We start from the raw sequence: 18,418 nt of genomic DNA on the forward strand, positions 1-18,418 counted from the left end.
GTCGCGCCGGCGGAAGGTGGAGGTCAAACTCGTCGAGGGCATCGAGCAGCTCCTCGCGGTCACTACCTGCAGATGGGTCAGGCCGCTGATGTAGAAGAGCAGGTCCATCTGGGCCGGTCGCGTGGAGTCCAGGTCGCCGAGGACCTGTCGCGTTTCGGCGATGGCGTCCGCGAGCCTCTCTCCCGGGTCTGTGCGCCGGGCGAGCGGGTCATCCGAGGACTCCGCGCCGGGTTCACTCATCTGTGGCCTCGGTCACCCGTGCCGCGTCGGTGGAATCGGCATCGGCGAGGGCCGCGAGCAGTTCGCCGAGGACGGCCTCGAGGAACCGCAGCTGGCTGGAGGAGAAGGCGGCGTCCCGCTCGATGACTGGGAATGCGGAGAGATTGAGAAGTGCTCGCTCGGCCTCGTCGATGGCGCTATGAAGCCGCGTTCCCGGAGCGTTCTCGGGAAGTGAATGCTCGAGCTCAGCGAGTATCAGCGAGATCTTCGCGGCTGCGCTCTCCGGGTCACTCGCCCATGCTGTGGCGGTGTGCTGTGCGTCCAGGAGCACCTCCTGGAGGTGACCGGCGTGCAGCATGTCGATGCGCCGCCAAGCGGGCCGTGCGGGTGGGCTCGGCGGGGCGTGGGTCAGCCACTGCGCCCACATGAGCGGGCTGTCGAAACCAGCGTGAAGAACGCGCAGCACGTACTCCAAGCCATCGGGAGCCTGACCGCTCCGGACTTGTAGGGCCGGGAAGAGCTGGACGCCATCCGAACTGGTGAAGGAGAGGAGACGCAATTCGTCGGCCGCTTCATCGACCTCCTGGAGGGACGTGCCGAGGGCACGCGCGATGCTCTCCCGCGTGTAGCACTGGCCGATAACCGCGGCCCAGGGACCCGCGTTCGTAAAACGTGCGGACTCCGTCTTCGAGAGCTCGAGATGCTCCTCGCACAAGGTCGCGGACGCCGCACTGAGATTGCGCATCAGTCCCGGGCGACCGCACTGCTCACAGGTTTGGACGGCCTCGGCCTCCGCAAAGCGGAGCGTCGCCTGGAACGCTGCCTCAAGCGCGGGGATGTCCTGGGTAGCGTCAATCAGGAGCCGACCGTCGACTCGGCGGATCCGTCGCAGGCGGTATCGCGGGTTGAGCGCGGCAAGCCGGTTGTCCAGCCGAAGCACGAGCGGCCACCACCCGTCGCTGATTTCGGCGCGTTGCGGCCTCGCTTCCTCGAACCGCTCCGCGAGGCGCCCTTCCTCGTTACGTCGCTCGTCACTCATCTGCCACCGTCACGTCACTCGTATCCCAGACTCGACGCGCCCTGCGCCGCCGCGTGGATCTCACGGAGGGAAGGAACGGTCATCGTCAGACTGGCCAGGTCGAGAAATGCGAGGTGTCCTTCTCCCCCGTCGCGGTTAAGGCTCGCCACCCGACGGCCGTCCGCAGTCTTGCCGCCCCCGGCGACATGCATGTGCCCGTGCGCGAGCAACGGGGGCCGGACCGCGTCCCAGACGCGGGTGACCCTGCGTCGCGACTCGGTCGACGCTGCCAACGCAGCGGCCGGCCAGCTCGGCGGGTCCTCATGAAGAATGCGGTTCACGGCCCGCACAGGAGTGCCCTCGGGTGACTCATGGGTGAGGAGCAGATCCGCGGAGCCGCCTGCCACCGCGGCCTCGACATGGCCTTCGGTGATCGCTTCATCCGGCCACCAGTCGACTCCTTCCCGGCGCCAAGCCCGATCCACCGACGATGCACCGCCAAGCGAAAGCACTTCACGCCCACCGATGCTCATGCGGAACGGGCGGGCCAGGATCCACGTGGCCGCCGAGACGCGAATCGCCCGACCCGGGTGAGCCTCCATCAGAGGCGTGAGACGGTTCCACGGCTCATGGTTCCCGGTCGTCACGAGCACTCGCTCGATGCCGGTCCGCTGGAAGAGCGCATCCGTCCGCTCTGCATCCATCCACCAGTCCCCGAGCTGAAGAATCGTCCTCACATCCGGGGCCAACACCGGGATCGCGGACACGACGGTCCGCAACCAGGACGCGTTCCCGTGCCAGTCGCCACACACAGCGACACGCTCATCGTCCAGATCGAACCGAGCAACACTCTCCCATGGCCGCACGCGCGCCCCTCCCGGCATCCACGAACACGTTGCTCCGAGCATGGAGTAGAGGTCGGACACTCAACACGCGGGATCATCCATCAAGTGCGAACACGGTGACTTCGTGCCTCAAGCTGTTCAACGAGCACGCTCGGGCCTCTGCGAGCGACTCCCGAGCACCCAACGGGGCGGGGTGCCCGGAGCCGATTGCTCAGCGTTGCAGAGATCGGCGCTCGATCGCGTCGAGAACGTCTTGCTCGGTGAGCGCGGTGTCGAACTTCTCCACTAGGAGCGCCTTCACGTAGGTCCGGCTGAGCCTGATGGCGAGGTCTGGCAGCTCACGCAGAGGCTCGTCGGTAATCGGGCGGCCAAGAATGGGCGCGTATGGGACCAGCTCAGTCTCCGCGCACCCGAGCAGCACTTCCAGCAGTAGGTCGTAGGCCTCGGCGAGGTCGATGCCCTGCAGGGAGAACTGCGTCCGCCGCGCCCACTCGCTCAGGAACGCGTCGTTCGCGGCGACCTCGGTCCACCGCGCCGCGTTCCGGACGTGGAGGATGAGTTCACCGAAGCACACCCGCGGCGTCTCTTCTGCGATGGCGTCGGTGGCGCACCAGAAAGCGCTCTCAAGCGTGGCGGCGTAGGGCGCGTTGAAGTCAATCTCGTTCGACAAAGTTCTCGTCCTCCTGTGTGGCGCCGCCGTATGCAGCGCGTTCACTACCCGCTATGCGCGAGTGTGGCGAACGCCTGGAACACCAGATGGATCTCGTCGATGGCGGGCGGCGAATGCGCACGTCGCGGGCGGGTGCCGCGCTTAACCTGTCGCCTAACTTGCTGGGCGAGCTGAACTAGGTCAGATGACCCTGTCCGGCCGATCAGCGAGTTTGAGGCGGGCGCAGGGGAGGATGGATCGAACTAGTGTCTGGGGCCCTCCCTAGCCTGGTCGCCGGTGCGGCGTGGAGTTTTAGGCGCGCCTGGCACCGGTCAAGTAGACGACGAGAGAAGATTAGGGCGATGCAAGAGCTGGCGAAGATCATTCCGCTCCCTCCAAACCGGGCGTCTGTCGAAGGCGGGCGCCTCAAGCGGACCCCAGCGAACGCGGCTCTGAACCCGGTCGCGACGCCGCAAACCTTCTTCACCGAGGGCGATCTCCCCGAAGCTGCGTACTACTCCGACGACCGCTCGATGATCTTCAAGGGCGACGTCCGGACCGAGCTGCAACGCCTCATCGACGCGGGCATCAAGGTGGATTCCATCGTCACCTCGCCGCCGTACTACGGCCAGCGGGACTATGGCGAGGACGGCCAGATGGGCCTTGAGGAGCACCCGCGTCAGTTCATCGATGGACTCGTCGAGGTGTTCGATCTCTGCGGACAAGTGCTGAAAGACACCGGCTCGCTGTGGGTCAACATCGGAGACACCTACTGGAGCGGTAAGGGCGCCCACAAGAGTGGCGAGGTCAAGCAGGGTGCCCGGCGATTTGGGCTGCGCCCGCAGGATCGCCCTGGCGACGGCTTATGGGCGCGTCCGAAGCAACTCCTCCTCATTCCACACCGGCTGGCCATCGCGCTGCAGGACGACGGCTGGCTCGTCCGCAACGACAACGTCTGGGTGAAGCCGAACCCTATTCCCGACCAGGTACGCGACCGCTCGTCCATGTCGCATGAGTACGTGTTCCACCTGACCAAGAACCGTTGGTACTACTACGACCGCCATCTTGTCGGACGGAAGATGCCGTCGGGAAGTATCCTTCCGCCGCTGGACACATGGATCACGAACCCCGCGCGTGGACGGTCGTTCCATAAGGCGACATTCTCCGAGGATCTCGTCCGCACGCCAATCCTGGCAACGACGCCGCCTGGAGGTGTCGTACTCGATCCCTTCAATGGTTCGGGTACGACCATGGCGTTTGCACGTCGGCACGGCTTCCGTTCAATCGGCATTGACATCAGCGAGGAGTACTGCGACATCGCCGCCGATAGGCTGAAGGCCCTTAAGGACCATGACGACGAGGAGGCTTAGTGGCACTGTTCCTGTCACCAGACCTCATAAAGCACGCTGTCGATCGCTTGCGTGCCTCCCGCGCACAGCCCAAGCTCCTCGACTACCTGATCTTCCGGCGTGCTCTGGTCAACTCGGGCGGACCCAGCGCTCAAGTCGTCACGGGGATGGCGTCGCAGCCCTTCCAGCAGGCGATTCGGGAGTGGGCACGTGTTCGACCGGACACGAGGCCGGCACCGCACTTCTTCAATCCTTTCGGGAGTGCCAGCGCGACCGACAATGGATTCCGGTCGGACAAGTACCCGTCGAACGGCCCTTCTGACACCGCATCGGGATGGGCAGCATCGCTCGCGTCACCTCCCTTCGTGGCGGTGGCGGGGAGTTCCCCGCGGGCGTTCACCTTCGTTGCGATTCCGGGTAGCGAGCTTGAGAAGGCCTTCCTCCGAGCTGAGGGCGCTGATCCCGACAAGAACAAGAAACCGCGTCTTGCTGACACTGCCATCTGGTGGCTGCGGGATCGCGACCTCGAAACGCTCGGTCTCACGGACCAGGCGGAACCGTCGGACCTCATCGCTACGCTCAGGAGCGAGGTCGGTCTCTCGAACGCTGAGGAGTCGGCGCTCTTCGACCCGACGCTGATCTAGGCCACGAACGAATCGGAACTGCTCAGGATGACTCCTCTCTCGCTAGTGTCCGACGTGGCCGACGTCGATGATTACCTCCCCGCGGCACCGGCTGCTGCCACGCCGGCAAGTCAGCCCGTCGCGACGGCCAGCACGGTCGCGTTGAGCACCGTGGATATCCAGGCAGTTCTTGACTACATCGAAGCGCGGGGGTTCCACTTCGCACCATGGCAGGTCGCGTCGTACATCACGGCGATCCGCACCAAGCCGTTTGTCATCCTCGCCGGCGTCTCGGGCACCGGTAAGAGCGCACTCCCGCGTCTGGTCGCCGATGCAACCGGCGCCGTCGCGACAACCGTCCCGGTGCGCCCTGACTGGAACGACAGCAGTGAGCTGCTTGGGTACAAGAACCTGAGGAGCGACTTCGAGCCCGGCCATCTTCTGCAGTTCGCGCGCGAAGCTGCCGCGAACCCGGACACGCAGTACTTCTTCCTGCTCGATGAGATGAACATCGCTCGTCCCGAGTACTACTTCGCAGAGGTGCTGTCTCGTATCGAGGAAGCCGGCGTTCTGCTCGACGGCGTACCCGCGACGCCTCTCAAGCAAGATGCTGGCGACGAGTGGGGGCAGGTCGTCATCCCCAGCAACCTTGCCATCGTGGGCTCTGTCAACATGGATGAGACGACCTTTGGGTTCTCGCGGAAAGTCCTCGACCGAGCCTTCGTCATCGAGTTCTCGGAAATCGACCTCAGTCTGATCGGGGGCGGCGGCGCGGCGCCGGCACCTCAGCAGTGGCACTCGGACGCCTGGCGTCGAGAGGGCGCGACACTTGCCGGCCATCCGCGCAGCAGTGAGCCGAGTGTCGTGCGGGTTATCGAGACGCTCACAGAACTCAACGACCTGCTCCAGCCCGCGCAGCTGCACTTTGGATACCGCGTCCGCGACGAGATCGCCATGTTCGTTCTGGCGGCCGAGCAACAGCCTGACCAATTCGAGTCGGCCGAGGGTGGCCAGATCGATCCGCTGGACCTGGCGATCTCGATGAAGGTGCTGCCGCGCATTCAGGGCTCCGGTCCCACGATTTCGAATCTGCTGAAGCAGCTCGGCGAGTGGGCGCAACCCAGCGGTGGTGCCGCCTCGGCCTTTCCTGTGTGCGCTCAGCGCATCGACCTCATGCAGCGCAGGCTCGTCGAAACCGGCTTCACGAATTACTGGACGTAGTCGTCGTGGCGCAGCTTGCCGGCCTCGAAACCGACGCGCTGGTCGTTGAGATCAACGGGTCGGCGGAGTTTCCGGCGGCGCTTCAGTCTCGCCAGGCCCTGGCGATCACACCGCATTTCGCGGCGACCCTCAACGGCTCCCCGGTCGAGACTGCGGCCACGCCCGTGCTGTTCGAGGAACGCAACTACGAGCTCATCGTCCGCAGCAAGATCCCCGGCGTGCAGCCGGTGAGCGTGTTTCGTGACCCAACCCTCATCGTCCAGCGCACCGTCGTCACCGAGGCGAACGTACTGGCGCTCACGGTGCGATTCCGGGGGCAGGTCGGGCGGACCGACTTCTCATTTCGCGCCGGTGAAGAGACGCTCGTCATCGAGGCTGAGGTGTTCCCCTCGAAGATCGACTACGTCGAGGATTACGAGGAGCTTCTGGAAGGTGTCGCCGCGGTTCGCCGCACCCTCATCCTCGAGTACCTGCGCGGGACCTATCGGCAGGCGAGAGCGAATCGCGACGAGACCGGCTCGGGTATTGAGTGGTTGACCTTGCTGCGCATCCACCTTGGTGCGCTCAACGCGGCGATCCAATACATCACCTCATCGGCACGACGAACACTGGTGCGCGAAGACGCGGTCACGCCCGTGCACCGCGTCCGTGGCTCCAGCGCAGGCGCGACGCGCGCGGTCGTGCGCGGACTCGGATTCGGAGACTTCCAAGACGTTCCGGGTATTGGGCCGGTGCGCTCGCAGATTCAGGTGTCCCGCGCCTTCGAGTCGCTCGACACGTTTGAGCACCGCTGGATCCGGTCGCGCCTGAAGTTTGTGCATGCTCGGCTGCTCGAGCTCGAATCTGAGCAGGCAGCGCGGGTGCGACGCTCGGTCGAGCGGACCGGTAAGCGGCCACCGCGTCTCGACGCGGAGCTTTCGGAGATCCGCGAGCTTAAGGAGTTCGTTGGGCAGTTCTTGCTCTCGCCGGTCATCTCATCCGCCACCATTGACGTACCAGCGTCCGCGACTTCGTTGCAGCTTCAGAGCGCTATCGGGTACAGCCAGGCGTACCGCGTGCTGTCCGTGCTCAGCGCTGCGTTGGCCGGCGACGACGGCACCCACCAGTACTCAACGTCCGACCTCAACGATCTGTACGAGACGTGGTGTTTCCTCAAGGTGGCCCAAGTGACGGCCGAACTACTCGGCACCGAGGTGGACTTCTCGGAGTTGATACCGACGGACAGTGCGGGCTTGCGCTTCATGCTCCGCAAGGGACTCGCGCGCTCGGTGAAGCTCCCCGGCAAGTTCGTACAGGCGGCGCTTGCCTACAACCCTGCGTTCGACGTCCCGACTGGCATCCAAAAGCCCGACATCGTGCTTCGTGTCGTGGCGCCGGGTGGTGTGGACGTCATGATCGTGCTCGACGCCAAGTACCGCATCGATGGGTCGGCCGAGTATATCAAGCAGTTCGGCGCCGCGGGCGCACCCATCGACGCGGTCAATCAGCTCCACCGCTACCGTGATGCCATCCAAGTGCTCGATGACGAGAACGAGCCGATCCGGCCAGTCGTTGCCGGCGTGGCGCTGTTTCCTTGGCCGGCGCCAGCGACCGGCTACAAACTGCGCGATGCCGCCGATGAGGTTGGCATCGGCGCACTCCCTCTGCTGCCTGGCAACGACGAGGACCTCCGCACCTGGCTGACCAGCCTCTTCGAGTCGCTTGGCTTGACTGTCGTAGACGGCCGAGACCGTCACCTCCGCTTGGTGGGGTGAGTCGCCGCGAGGTGCTCGTGCCAGAGGGCTTCGCTCTCTTCCTGTCTGAGGTAGCGCAGTTGAAGTTCGCGAATACCTCGAGCCTGCTCGATGCCGGGAGCCCAGGCGAGTGCGGTCTGCAGGAAGCGCTCAAGGTCGACACGCGTAGCGAGCTTCGGGTTGGCGAGCTGGCGACGGTACGCATCGAAGACGGGGCCAGCACCCAAGTCGAGCGGATGGTGCACGAGCAGGAGCGTGGCCGGCAAGGTTGCTCCAAGATCAACCTGCAGGGTGCGTGCGCCGAGCGCGTGGCAGCGCACAAGCTGGCTCACCGACCCGTCGGTGAAGGTGTGGTCGGGGGATTTCCAGAGGTGGGTAGATTCTGCAAGGTCGCAGTACCGAGGACTCTCCGAGAGCGGCAGCCTTCGACTGCTGAACCGGTCCGTGTACTTGAGTTCGAGGACGAGGCCCTCGATGCCACCCTCCGCTGCAAGCTTCATGAAGACATCAACCCGTGTCATGTCTCCGAGGTACTGACTGCGCTTTGGCGGGGCGAACTCAACCGCGACGTCGAGCACCTCAGTCAGATCGGGCCGTGTAAGCACGCCGCGAAGCACTTCGAGCAGCCAGCCCTGATCGTCGGCGAGTGGTCCGAAGAGGTTCATGAGTAGCGCTTGGCTTGAGGTCATGTGGCTGGTCATCCGGACGGGATCGACGCCCCATCCCAGCGTCCGACGCTTCACGAACATCGCCTTGGCCTCGGGTGAGGTGAAGTTCCTGCCGGCTGCGGCGGCTGCCACCGGAAGGATGCTGCCGAGGGGTCGTCCCATAGGGGTCTTGCCCCAGCCAGGAACACCAAGCTGGACTGCCCGGTACCAGGACTGATGGAAGCGGGCGCGGCGGGCGTGCCTCGGTTCCGACAACCGAGGCTGATCCCCCAGAGCGCTCAGCGAGACCGGGCTGGGCGGGGTGGTCTCAAGCATCCGTCCACGCTATCTCCCGGTCCGTAACCGAACGCCCCAGGCAACTGGGAATCCGCGTCAGTCATGTCGCGAAGTGCGGGGCAGGATGGAGATGTGGGAGATGGACTGTTTGAACTCGATGACTCCGCTGACCAGGGCGCCGCAGCAACGCCCGCTCTGATGAGCCTCGTTCAGCGCGAGACGATCCGCGATCTTTTCGCGAGGATCGGCGTGACGGGTGCTCGCGAGCAATTCGACATGGTGGCCGAACTCACCGGCGTGCAGATCTCCTCAGTCGCGCAGCTTGAGGCCGACAAGGCGAATCTGCTCATTCACATGTTGAGCGGACGCGCTTCTCGCGCGCACCGCATGAACACGGGCAACTCGTGGGCTGACCGCGATGAGGACACTTGGATTGATCGGTTGTAGCTGTAGGCCGCATTCTCCGCGATCGATAGGCTGACGCAGGTGTAGCCCGGGGATCTGCGTGCTGTCCAGGCTACGAGGCTTTGCTGGTGGCGAAAGGCGGCGCTGATGCACCTTCTCTACGTGGTTGACTTCGATGCCGAGGCGGTGCACGACGGGAATTCGGCTTTCGCGCTCCTCTCGGAGCATGTGGCCAGCTGGCTAAGCCGAGGATCCGCGGTTATCGTCGGGGTGTCCGATCTGCTTCAGTCGGGAAAGCTCACACTGCCGCCTGTCGAGCTGGGCTCGTTGGTCGTCTCGGATCGGCTGGCGGTGTGGGAGTCAATTGGCGTCGGCTCCGATCGAGCACTACGAGTGTCGGTGCAGCAGCCGCTCGAGTCTGGGGTCGAACTCACGACACGCGTCACTCTCAGCGAGGTTGCCGGTCACGTGAGCTTTCGCGTCGGTATCAGCAGGGAGTACCTGGGCGGCGCACTTACACCCGTCCGGGCAACGAGCGTCTACCAGCCGGGCATCGTAGGTGCGGTTGCTCGGGACGAAGCGTTGCGAGTGAGCATTGGTGGTCAGCGGATTGACGCACGCTTCCAGATGGTTCGCGGCTTGGACGAGGTTGCCGCATTGGCGACAGCTCTGAAGTCCCCGTCGCGCCTTCCAATCCTTCTCGTCCACAACAGCTCGGCGGAGATCCGCGACGCCGCGTACGCCGCAGCCGGCAAGCTGATCGGCCTGACGCGGGTGGTCACCCTGAACTACTCGACACGGGATGCGTTGCAGGCATCCATCCCTGGGCTGCAGGTCCCCTTCGGCGGGGCCCGGCTTGTTTGGTCCGACCTCGCGGCGCCAGGCGTCGATGTGACGGCAGCACAGGTGGAGGTGGCAGCCGACCGTGAAGTCCTGCGCAATCGCCTCATGCCACGCCTCGCGCCCGTAGCCGCACTTACGCGCGGCGTCGACGAAGGGTGGCGCCGCGCACGCCAGGCTGTTCAGCGCGCAGCTCGCGCGGATGCCGACGCACGTGTTCGCCTCGCTCAGCAGGCCGCCGATATCGGTGCCGAACGCGACGCGTTGCTGGAAAAGGTCGGTGTGCTTGAGGGGGAGGTTGCCGAGGCGCAGGAACTGGCTGAATCGTATGCAAACGACGTCCAAGGGCTCAAGACGCGCGCCGATGCAGCGGAGGGTCTGCAGGTGGAGCTGGAGTACTGGAAAGGGCTCCACCTCGGTCAATTCAAGACCGGGGAGGAAGCCGAGGATGAGGATGACCCGTGGCTTCGCATCAAGCCGCTCGTAGCGTCGGCAGACCCGAGACCAACGTTCTTGGCACTCACGGATGCGAGCGGCTCCAGCATCGTCTTCACCGAGGCGGCGGAGCGATCTTGGAGGAAGATCGCATATCCCGACCCGGCTGACATGACGCAGACCTTGGCCGCACTCGCGCGTGCCGCAAAGAAGCTTTACGGCGACGATCCCGGAGCGATCGGTCACATCGACGATTGGTTCAAGTTGAACTTCGGCCTGAACGTCTCGACTGCTGACGACACCATCGAGAAGAGCAAGGCGATGCGCTACTTCGACTTCGAGGGCAAGCGGCACGATCAGGTGCCGCATGTGAAGGTCCGCGACGCCGTGAAGCCCAATGAGGTGGGTCGGATTCACTTCGCGTTCGACAAGGACGGGCGCCGCCTTATCGTCAACCACGTGGCGCTCAAGCTGTACGGTCGGTAGCCCAGAATCGGCGTCACCCAGTTCATGCGGCGCGACGCACGTCGACTCTGGGCTTCGAGACGTTGCGCTCCGTGCCCTCGGAGAAGCAACATGTTGGGCGATCCGTTCATGCGACAGCCCAGCCGCTCGCAGCTAGCGGGTGAGTTAGACCTGTTCCGCGTCGCATTAGGGCAGAGGCTGAGGCACCCCTACGGCTTGGTGGGGCGACGGGCTCAACGATCTGCGGAAAATGGCGAAATCTACCTGTACGAAGGTGCCGTCGCGCAGATAGAGATGTGGGACGCGGGCTCGCTGGAAATCTGGCACACCCCCTACTCTGACCCCATGGGGAAGAAGAACGAGGCCTACGTGCTCAGGCTCTGTGATGAGGTGCTGGGGTCACCAGGCAGGCGCGAGCACACCTTCGACTGGCTCAGGGGTGACCCGTCGCCAAAGACAGGCAATCGAAAGCCGCTGCCGGTCGACGCTTACTGGCCGCGGCTGAAGCTGGTGGTCGAGTTCCACGAAAAGCAGCACAGCGAAGCCGTCAAGCACTTCGACAAGCCGGACGTGATGACCGTCTCTGGGGTGCATCGTGGGGAGCAACGTCGCATCTACGACGACCGGCGCAGGGAACTGATTCCCGCGCACGGCCTCTCCCTTGTCATTCTCCCGATGAGCGATTTCTCCGTTCGCGGAGGCCTCATCGTGCCCGATCACGCCGCGAACCTCGAGGTCGTTCGCAAGGCACTCGCTGCTTTCGTTTGAGGTTGCTGAGCATGTTAGCCCGCGTCACTTTGCGAGGTTCCGTTCGGCGATGTTGACGCGCCGTGCTCGTCGAATCGTGTCACTCTGGGGCGTCCTTTTGTAGCGAGCGTTGGCGGGCTATGACCGCACTCTATCGCCGGATGTGCCCTGGCCCTTTGCGGGCTCTGGTGCGGTCGGTCAATGAGTCCTGCTTGAGCCAGGGCGGACGGGATGGAAGTGAGGCCGTTCGCGCCCCGCGGCGCATCGCCCGCCGTTCGGTTCCCCACCCACTTGCTTCCCGACTCGCGGTTGGTAGGCGTCATGATGCCCTTCTCGGCTGAATTCGACATCGTCTACGAGACGATCCAGCTTGCCGCGAAGGACGCTGACATGACCTGCGTTCGAGCTGACGATATCTGGCTCGATAACCACGTAATGGATGACGTCCTATCGATCCTGTGGCGATCCCGAGTGGTAATCGCTGACTTGACCGGGTGGAACGCGAACGTCTTCTACGAGGCTGGCCTGGATCATGCTCTTCCACGCGACACGATCCTGCTCACACAGAACGCTGCAGATGTGCCGTTCGACCTGGAATCAATCCGCTACCTCCGCTACGGGGTCGGGATGCAGGAGCGCCGCGATCTTCGCCGCCAACTCGCGCAGCGACTCCGGACCCTCACTTCCCCGTCGTCGTAGGGCAGCGGTGACCGTCTCTACACGGGCGACTAGGGCCACGGAATCCGCTCAGGCAACTAGTCCACCTGTCGGGCGATGAAGTCCGCCATCCCAGGAACCGTGAATGCTACAACTCCATGATCTGGGGCGTAGATCAGGCCCTTGTGGATGAGTTGGGCGCGCGTCGGCCCAAGCGAGTTGATGGTCGCTTCCATGCGGCTCGCCACCTCGCTAGAACCGACGCCGGCGTCTCCCTCAGGGCACATCGCCCGCATGTAGCGCTTCTCCTTCGCGGTTGCTCGGTCCCAACGCGCGCGGAAGAATCCGTTATCCAGTAGTTGTTGGCCCTTGGCGACGCCGAGAGTCGCGTCTTGGAGTGTGATTACCGTTCCGTTTGCACAGTTCCACGCTTCCTGACCGAACTGCTGAAGGAAGTAGGGATAGCGACCTGATGCCTCGACCACGTGCGCGAGCGCGGACGACTCCCATTCCACGTCGGCGTCTCGGGCAGGCTTAGCAAGCGCTTCTTCTGCATCCTGCTCGTCCAGCCGTTCGATGTGGCTGTACTGGAAGCGCTCGGAGTACGACTTAGCTTCAGCGAACGTCTGCGGAAGGCTGGGCAGGCCAGCGAACGCAAACAACACGGGCCAGTTGTCCTGCGCGGCCGCCTGCGTTACAGAGGCCATTGTTGTGAGTTCTTCCTCAGCGAGCTCCTGGGCCTCGTCGATCAGAACAGCGAGCCCGATGCCATCGTCGCGAGCTGCGAGTGAGACGTCCTTAATGATCTTGCGGAGATCGGTGTCGAGGATGCCACTGTCGGCGCCGCCACCCGGCGTGCCGGACAGGTCCACGCCGAAGGTCCAGGTACCGGTCGCATCGTAAGAGGCCTTGAAGGAGAGGGCTGTCTTCAGCGCCTTAAGGAAGCGGGCTCCCGCGTTGGGGCGCACGAGGTCTGAGAGGGGCTCATAGAGCGCCTCCCCCAAGAGCATGCGAAGCGACTTGTTCGCAGAGCCCGAGCCCCTAGATGAACCAGCCTCCAGCTGAGCCGTCATCCAGCCGCGGGCTTCGGCGTCGTGGCGCAGTTGCGTGAGGAGGACGGTCTTTCCGACGCCGCGAAGTCCGTAGAGCACGAACGGCTGGTCCGTCACCGAGCGTTCGGCGCGCTCCAACGCAACGTGCCAGGACTTGATAGTCGCATCGCGGCCGACTAAAGCCGCCGGCTTCCGGCCTGCACCCGGAACGTAAGGGTTTCGCACTGGATCCACGCTGATTCCTAACCATATCTAGTCCCGTATACGAAAATCGTATACATCAGTAGAAACTGTTACACGTAACCTACCGGCAGGACCCGCGCCGGGGGCGGCAGGCTGAGGCATTCGTGGGTGCCCGTGGGGGAGCTCTGACGCCGCTTAACAATCGCTCGGTCTAGGAGGCTGGGCTAACCCCGTCCGTGTTGCGCTCGTGCCAGGTTTCGGCAACGAACTGTGCCGCGGCGACCGTAGCGTTGAACACCAACCGGGCATGCTGGCGATGGCCTGCGACAACGCGAGCGCCAGCCCCGCCTCCGTGATGGCCAAACCCGACACGGCCTCTATGGAAGGCACGCTCTGGTCGGCAGTGGGCAAGCCGCTTACCGGCTAGACCGGTTCGATCAGTCGCGCGAGTTGAGGTGCTGTCCGTACTCCTCCGCCGACTGGAGCAGTTCCCACTCTTCAACGAAGCTGTCCCATTCGCGCAGGTGAGGGCGATGGCGTTCGCTTCCGTTCGTGCAGACGACGTCATCGTGCCAGTCTTCGTTGAACGTTGGATCGAGGAAGCAAGACCAGCCGCTGATACCGAGTTCCTCCCTAGCCCGGTCGAACGACTCTTCCATCGCGTGGTCGATCTCGGTGCCGGAGGGGGGCTCTTCCGGGACGTACGAATTGCTCTCAAGATGCTCTTCGTACCCCGGCTGCGGTCCCCCGTCATAGTCGCCGAACCTCGCATTACCTGCCCCGGAGCAGCCCGCAAGGAGCAGCCCAACAACGCCCGAGTGCTGTCGCCGAGACCCCGCCCCCGGCTTCGAATCATCGCGCCCCCAAGAAGATGTGTAGTTGACGTCACGATATCGCGGCCTTTCAACACTTCGGGGCCCCTGCCGTCGGGTTGAGGATTCTCCATCTGACCTGCATGTTGTAAGAAGCAGGGCACTAGCGTGTAACCGGGTCCTCGGGGCGGGTGTGACGCCCTTGAGTTTCCGGGCGTCCCAGGATTACCGAACACACCCACGACAGTGCGACGAACGGCCGGAGAGTGATCTCCGGCCGTTTCGCGTTTCTGTGGCACGTCGTAGCGCTGACCTGGGGGCGGTCGCAACCGTTGACAAGGCTGGGAGGTCCCTGACAGCGTGGCGGGCGAAACGGATGCCCCAACTCCGTTTGATCGAGGGAGATCGAGAGTATGCGGAGAAAGCCGATCGCGCTGACGCTGGGCGTGTCCTTGCTTCTGTCCACGTGTGTCCTCACCGGCCAGGGTGCCGCGGCCACAGAAAGGGTGGCCGCTGATCGTCTGGTGCCCGACGTCGGCTACGACCTGTCGGTCACCGAGGACGAGCGCGACATCGTGCACGCCGAGGTCGAGGCGTGGGCGGGCCTCGTGAGCGACGCCCGCGTCGGCGACGGGAGTTACGACCCGCTCACCCTGGTCGGCGCCATGCTCGACGGCTCGAGCTACGACTCGATCTCGCGCGGTGGCACGGCGGCGACGCGGTATCCCTTCCCCGTCAGCAACACGCCGGCCAACCAGTACGAGTACGACCGCAAGGTCGCCAAGCTCGCGTGGGTCGTCAGGCTCGCCCAGGACCTCGGCTTCCCGGTCGTCGTCCAGCGGCAAGCCGACAAGTACGTCTACGTCGAGATCGGCGACCCGGAGGCGCCCGAGATGATCATGGCGCTGAGCCACCTCGACTCGCCGACGGCATCCGTCTCCGCCGCCCAGCTCGAGCGCTGGCGGGATGCCGATGGCAACCTCGGCACCGAGGGCGCCTACCACGCGCCCTATATCAAGGACGGCTGGATCTACGGAGCCGGCATCCAGGACGACAGCGGCCCCACGCTGGCCACGCTGCTCGCTGCGAAGGCGCTGATGGAGGCCGGCCTGCCGATGGACCGGCGCATCCGCATCGCGATGGGCATCTACGAGGACGGCGGCCCCGGCACCCCCACGGCGGCCGACACTGCGACGTTCCAGTCCATCCCGTACAACGCGAACCCCAGCTTCTACGACAACTGGGCGTACAAGAACCTCAATCGCGAGGAGATGCCGATCGCGGCCTACACGTCCGACTCGCGCTTCCCCGTCATCGTCGGCAACTCCGGCTCGGTCACCCCCTCGGTCTCGATGGATCTGTCGGCCGACACCGGCCGCGCGTTCCGGCTGACGGAGGCGACAGCGGGAGTGACCCTGCGTGAGGGCGATCCGACGCTGAAGGACATCGCCTACGGCAGCACCACCCAGATCGCGTCCCGTGCGATCTTCACCCTCGACGTGACGGGCGCCACCCCCGCCGAGCGCGAGCGATTCGTCGCGGCCGTCACCTCCGCCGCCACCGCCCGCGGCTGGCTGCCTGCCGCGGCGGGCACCACGCCCAAGGTGCAGACCGCCCTCACCGGGGACGTGCTCACCATCGAGGTCAACACCGACGTGGCGATGGAGATGCCGACCCCGCAGTACGGCAAGAACGCCGTGGTGTGGGGCATGTCATTGCTCTCCGAGGGACTCGGCGCACTCGGCGTCACGGCTGAGGACATGCAGCTGAAGAAGGCCGCCGAGGGCATCACCGACCTGTTCTTCCGCGACGGCGTGGAGGGGGAGGCCTACATCGGCGCCTACATGGGCATCCCGGCCGATCTGCTGCGCAACCCGAGCAACGGTGTCCCGAATCTGACGTTCGCGCTCATGGCCAACATCAACTCCGAGACGCCACGAAGCTTCTACACGGCGGACTCCGGCAGTCTCCGCATGCCGCTGTACGTGCGCAGCATGCATGTCACCGCGGATGACGCCAGCCGCGCCACCGCGGCGGTCACCGAAGCGTTCGAGTCGCGGGGGTTCGCGATCGGGGCACTCGGAGCACCCATCGGCGCGGGACTGTACGTCACCCACGACAACCCGCTGACCGCGCTGCAGTTCGGCAGCTATCAGGCCTCGATCGACCACGATCCGGCGGAGTTCGCCGACCCGTACGCCCTGCGGGACATCGTCTACCCGCAGGGGACGACCGGCGGCACCCTGGCCAGCAACTTCCGCAACAAGATGACCGCATTCGGTGCGGTCATCCCCGGCAACGAGCGCTGGTGGCACACCGCCAATGAGCGGATGCGCCTGGACTCGGCCGTGCAGATGACCAAGATGATGGCCGACGGGATGCTGGAGATGGCTCGCTACTCCGGGCCCGCCGGTGCGCAGTTCATGTGGGCCGACATCCCTGGCATGAACGCGGATCGCGCCGACCTCGATCTGCTCGACGTGACCATCGGCACCTACGAGGACGCATCGTCCGCGGTCGGCGCGGGCGCGCTCGGCGACCAGGCACTGCTCGGGGCCACCGCCTTCACCATCCCGATGTGGGAGCGGCGCGGCAACAACGCGCCGACCGCGGCGGCGTTCGCCCTGGGCCACGCGCCGGGCGGCGTGTACCTGCCGCTGGACGACCCGGAGCTGCTGGCATCCACCTACGTTGCACCGATGCGTCTGGAGTTCAAGGTGGAACGCCCCGCCCACATGTCGGATGAGGCCTGGCAGACCTTCGTCGACGGCGGCTACGGCGATTTCGCCTTCAACGTGCTCGTCGGCGACGGCGTGGTGCCGCTGGCCGTGCCCGAAGGCCAGCGTGCAGACCAGTACTTCTCGTCGCGCGTCTCGGCCACGAACGCCGACGCGGTCTACCTGTCCGTCAACCTCGCGATCGCCGACGCCCCCTACGCGGGTGTGCAGGCGGTCCTGGCCGATTCGAAGACCGACCTCTACACCGTCAATCCCACCTTCCTCGAGACGAACGCCGATCCGTTCCCCGAGCGCGGAGCCGTCGAACAGCGCGGGTTCTTCCTGCTCGGCGACGGTGTGAAGAACGCGGAGTTCTCCTCTCCCGACGCGGTCTACGTCACGGTCGACAACGCGGTCGTCGATGCTGAGCCGTCGGCAGTGGTCACGAAGCTGCCGGGCAAGACGAATGAACTGACCATCACGGTCGCCGAGACGCGCGTCGACGGATCCGACTCCTCCGTCACCGCGACGTTCACCATCTCCAACAACGCCGCCGGCACGTACACCGTGGGCGAGCACCGGGTGTACGTCGAGACGAAGGGCAACACCCAGGTGCGGAAGATCTCCATCGTGGAGTGAGGCGGGGCGGTGGGCTCCGAGCGGAGCCCGCCGTCTCAGACCCCGTCGAGGACGGGCGGCAGCGAGTACAGGCGCTCGCCGGGGCCGAGGCCCTCCGCGCGTTCCGCTGACACGTCGGCGAAGCCGTTGTGCTCGGCGACGGCCGCGGCGGCCGCGTCGCCGGCGTTCACGATGGCGAAGAGCGGTCGGATCGGCTCGAGTGAGATCAGCAGACGCAGGGCCTCGGTGGCGACGCCGCGACCGCGCGCCGAAGGGCTGATCCAGACGTTCACGAAGCGGTCGTCGCCCGCCGGCCCCGCCACCGCCGTGCCGACGAAGTCGCCGTCTTCGGTCACGGTGAACAGAGTGGTGTCCGCGGACGCGAGATCGGCCGCCATCGCCTGGTCGAATCGGGCGCGGTCCTCGTCGCTCGGCGCCGGCGCGGATGCCGGATCGGCGTCGCCGCGCCACATCATCTCGAACACGGCGTCGAGGTCGTCATCGCCCATCGGTTGCAGCGCCACATGTCCCATCCGTTCACGCTACCGGTGTCGCCGGAGGCACATGCAACGGTTTCGTCACTGTCGAAATAAGGGGGCTGACGCGGCGAGTCTCTTTCGTTAGCGTATGGATCGTCGGGGCGACCGCTTCGGCATCCTCAGCACGAAGGCAGTTCATGGCTACGCAGGGCACCGTCAAGTGGTTCAACTCCGAGAAGGGCTTCGGCTTCATCGCTCCCGACGAAGGCGGCGCTGACGTCTTCGCTCACTACACCGCCATCCAGGCCGGCGGATACCGCTCGCTGGAGGAGAACCAGCGGGTCGAGTTCGAAGTCGCGCAGGGCCCCAAGGGCCTGCAGGCGGAGAACATCCGCCCCATCTGATCG

The 18,418-nt window shown here is 65.1% G+C and carries 17 protein-coding genes; 10 read left to right on the forward strand and 7 right to left on the reverse strand.

Going from position 1 to position 18,418, the window contains the following annotated elements:
• Positions 1 to 232 precede the first annotated feature (232 nt).
• The 3 genes from NQ165_RS08425 to NQ165_RS08435 form a co-directional block, all read right to left on the reverse strand.
• Positions 233 to 1,258 carry a hypothetical protein gene (locus tag NQ165_RS08425; RefSeq protein ID WP_257532517.1) on the reverse strand — a complete coding sequence of 342 codons (1,026 nt, stop codon included), beginning with the start codon at positions 1,256 to 1,258 and terminating at the stop codon, positions 233 to 235.
• Positions 1,259 to 1,272: 14 nt separating this feature from the next.
• Positions 1,273 to 2,145, reverse strand: coding sequence for a metallophosphoesterase (locus NQ165_RS08430; RefSeq protein WP_374940938.1), 873 nt, complete (start codon positions 2,143 to 2,145; stop codon positions 1,273 to 1,275).
• Between the two features lie 148 nt (positions 2,146 to 2,293).
• On the reverse strand, positions 2,294 to 2,752 hold the full coding sequence (locus NQ165_RS08435) for a hypothetical protein (RefSeq protein ID WP_257532519.1): 459 nt from the start codon (positions 2,750 to 2,752) through the stop codon (positions 2,294 to 2,296).
• A gap of 341 nt (positions 2,753 to 3,093) precedes the next feature.
• Here NQ165_RS08435 and NQ165_RS08440 point away from each other — a divergent pair, with 341 nt between their 5' ends.
• From NQ165_RS08440 to NQ165_RS08455, 4 genes are read left to right on the forward strand one after another with little or no spacing between them, the layout of a single operon-like run.
• The gene (locus NQ165_RS08440; protein WP_257532520.1) at positions 3,094 to 4,101 is read left to right on the forward strand and encodes a site-specific DNA-methyltransferase; all 1,008 of its coding nucleotides are present in this window, start codon (positions 3,094 to 3,096) and stop codon (positions 4,099 to 4,101) included.
• Entirely contained in the window at positions 4,101 to 4,724 is a 624-nt protein-coding gene (locus NQ165_RS08445; RefSeq protein WP_257532522.1) for a hypothetical protein, read from the forward strand. The genes NQ165_RS08440 and NQ165_RS08445 overlap by 1 nt, the downstream gene beginning before the upstream one ends.
• A 54-nt stretch (positions 4,725 to 4,778) precedes the next feature.
• The gene (locus tag NQ165_RS08450; RefSeq protein ID WP_257532524.1) at positions 4,779 to 5,924 is read left to right on the forward strand and encodes an AAA family ATPase; all 1,146 of its coding nucleotides are present in this window, start codon (positions 4,779 to 4,781) and stop codon (positions 5,922 to 5,924) included.
• Between the two features lie 5 nt (positions 5,925 to 5,929).
• Complete coding sequence (locus tag NQ165_RS08455; RefSeq protein ID WP_257532526.1) at positions 5,930 to 7,678, forward strand: restriction endonuclease-like protein; 1,749 nt, start codon at positions 5,930 to 5,932, stop codon at positions 7,676 to 7,678.
• On the opposite strand, the gene NQ165_RS08460 is transcribed toward NQ165_RS08455, so the two are convergent.
• A complete protein-coding gene (locus NQ165_RS08460; RefSeq protein WP_374940935.1) occupies positions 7,657 to 8,640 on the reverse strand; it encodes a hypothetical protein in 984 nt (327 codons plus the stop codon). The two genes, NQ165_RS08455 and NQ165_RS08460, sit on opposite strands and share 22 nt — an antisense overlap.
• A 93-nt stretch (positions 8,641 to 8,733) precedes the next feature.
• On the opposite strand from NQ165_RS08460, the gene NQ165_RS08465 reads away from it, so the two are divergent.
• The 4 genes from NQ165_RS08465 (at position 8,734) to NQ165_RS08480 (ending at position 12,192) form a co-directional block, all read left to right on the forward strand.
• Positions 8,734 to 9,048, forward strand: a complete 315-nt coding sequence (locus NQ165_RS08465) for a hypothetical protein (protein ID WP_257532530.1) — start codon at positions 8,734 to 8,736, stop codon at positions 9,046 to 9,048.
• Positions 9,049 to 9,153: 105 nt separating this feature from the next.
• Complete coding sequence (locus NQ165_RS08470) at positions 9,154 to 10,767, forward strand: hypothetical protein (protein ID WP_257532563.1); 1,614 nt, start codon at positions 9,154 to 9,156, stop codon at positions 10,765 to 10,767.
• Positions 10,768 to 10,857: 90 nt separating this feature from the next.
• Positions 10,858 to 11,514, forward strand: coding sequence for a hypothetical protein (locus tag NQ165_RS08475; protein WP_257532565.1), 657 nt, complete (start codon positions 10,858 to 10,860; stop codon positions 11,512 to 11,514).
• Positions 11,515 to 11,817: 303 nt separating this feature from the next.
• Positions 11,818 to 12,192, forward strand: coding sequence for a hypothetical protein (locus tag NQ165_RS08480; RefSeq protein WP_257532567.1), 375 nt, complete (start codon positions 11,818 to 11,820; stop codon positions 12,190 to 12,192).
• 56 nt (positions 12,193 to 12,248) lie between these two features.
• Here NQ165_RS08480 and NQ165_RS08485 read toward each other — a convergent pair whose 3' ends face one another.
• Both NQ165_RS08485 and NQ165_RS08490 read right to left on the reverse strand, forming a co-directional pair.
• On the reverse strand, positions 12,249 to 13,436 hold the full coding sequence (locus NQ165_RS08485) for an ATP-binding protein (protein WP_257532569.1): 1,188 nt from the start codon (positions 13,434 to 13,436) through the stop codon (positions 12,249 to 12,251).
• Positions 13,437 to 13,822: 386 nt separating this feature from the next.
• A complete protein-coding gene (locus NQ165_RS08490; RefSeq protein ID WP_257532572.1) occupies positions 13,823 to 14,044 on the reverse strand; it encodes a hypothetical protein in 222 nt (73 codons plus the stop codon).
• Positions 14,045 to 14,703: 659 nt separating this feature from the next.
• Between NQ165_RS08490 and NQ165_RS08495 the strand changes: the two genes are divergently transcribed.
• Positions 14,704 to 17,553 (forward strand): M20/M25/M40 family metallo-hydrolase, encoded by a 2,850-nt coding sequence (locus NQ165_RS08495; RefSeq protein ID WP_257532574.1) that lies wholly within the window; start codon positions 14,704 to 14,706, stop codon positions 17,551 to 17,553.
• A gap of 35 nt (positions 17,554 to 17,588) precedes the next feature.
• On the opposite strand, the gene NQ165_RS08500 is transcribed toward NQ165_RS08495, so the two are convergent.
• Positions 17,589 to 18,065: a GNAT family N-acetyltransferase gene (locus tag NQ165_RS08500; protein ID WP_257532576.1), complete on the reverse strand. Its 477-nt coding sequence runs from the start codon at positions 18,063 to 18,065 to the stop codon at positions 17,589 to 17,591.
• A gap of 143 nt (positions 18,066 to 18,208) precedes the next feature.
• Here NQ165_RS08500 and NQ165_RS08505 point away from each other — a divergent pair, with 143 nt between their 5' ends.
• Positions 18,209 to 18,415 (forward strand): cold-shock protein, encoded by a 207-nt coding sequence (locus NQ165_RS08505; RefSeq protein WP_257507210.1) that lies wholly within the window; start codon positions 18,209 to 18,211, stop codon positions 18,413 to 18,415.
• The last annotated feature ends 3 nt before the right edge of the window (positions 18,416 to 18,418 follow it).

Origin of the sequence: Microbacterium sp. zg.Y1084 (genome assembly GCF_024623595.1) — a bacterium.
Classification (GTDB): Bacteria; Actinomycetota; Actinomycetes; order Actinomycetales; family Microbacteriaceae; genus Microbacterium; species Microbacterium wangruii.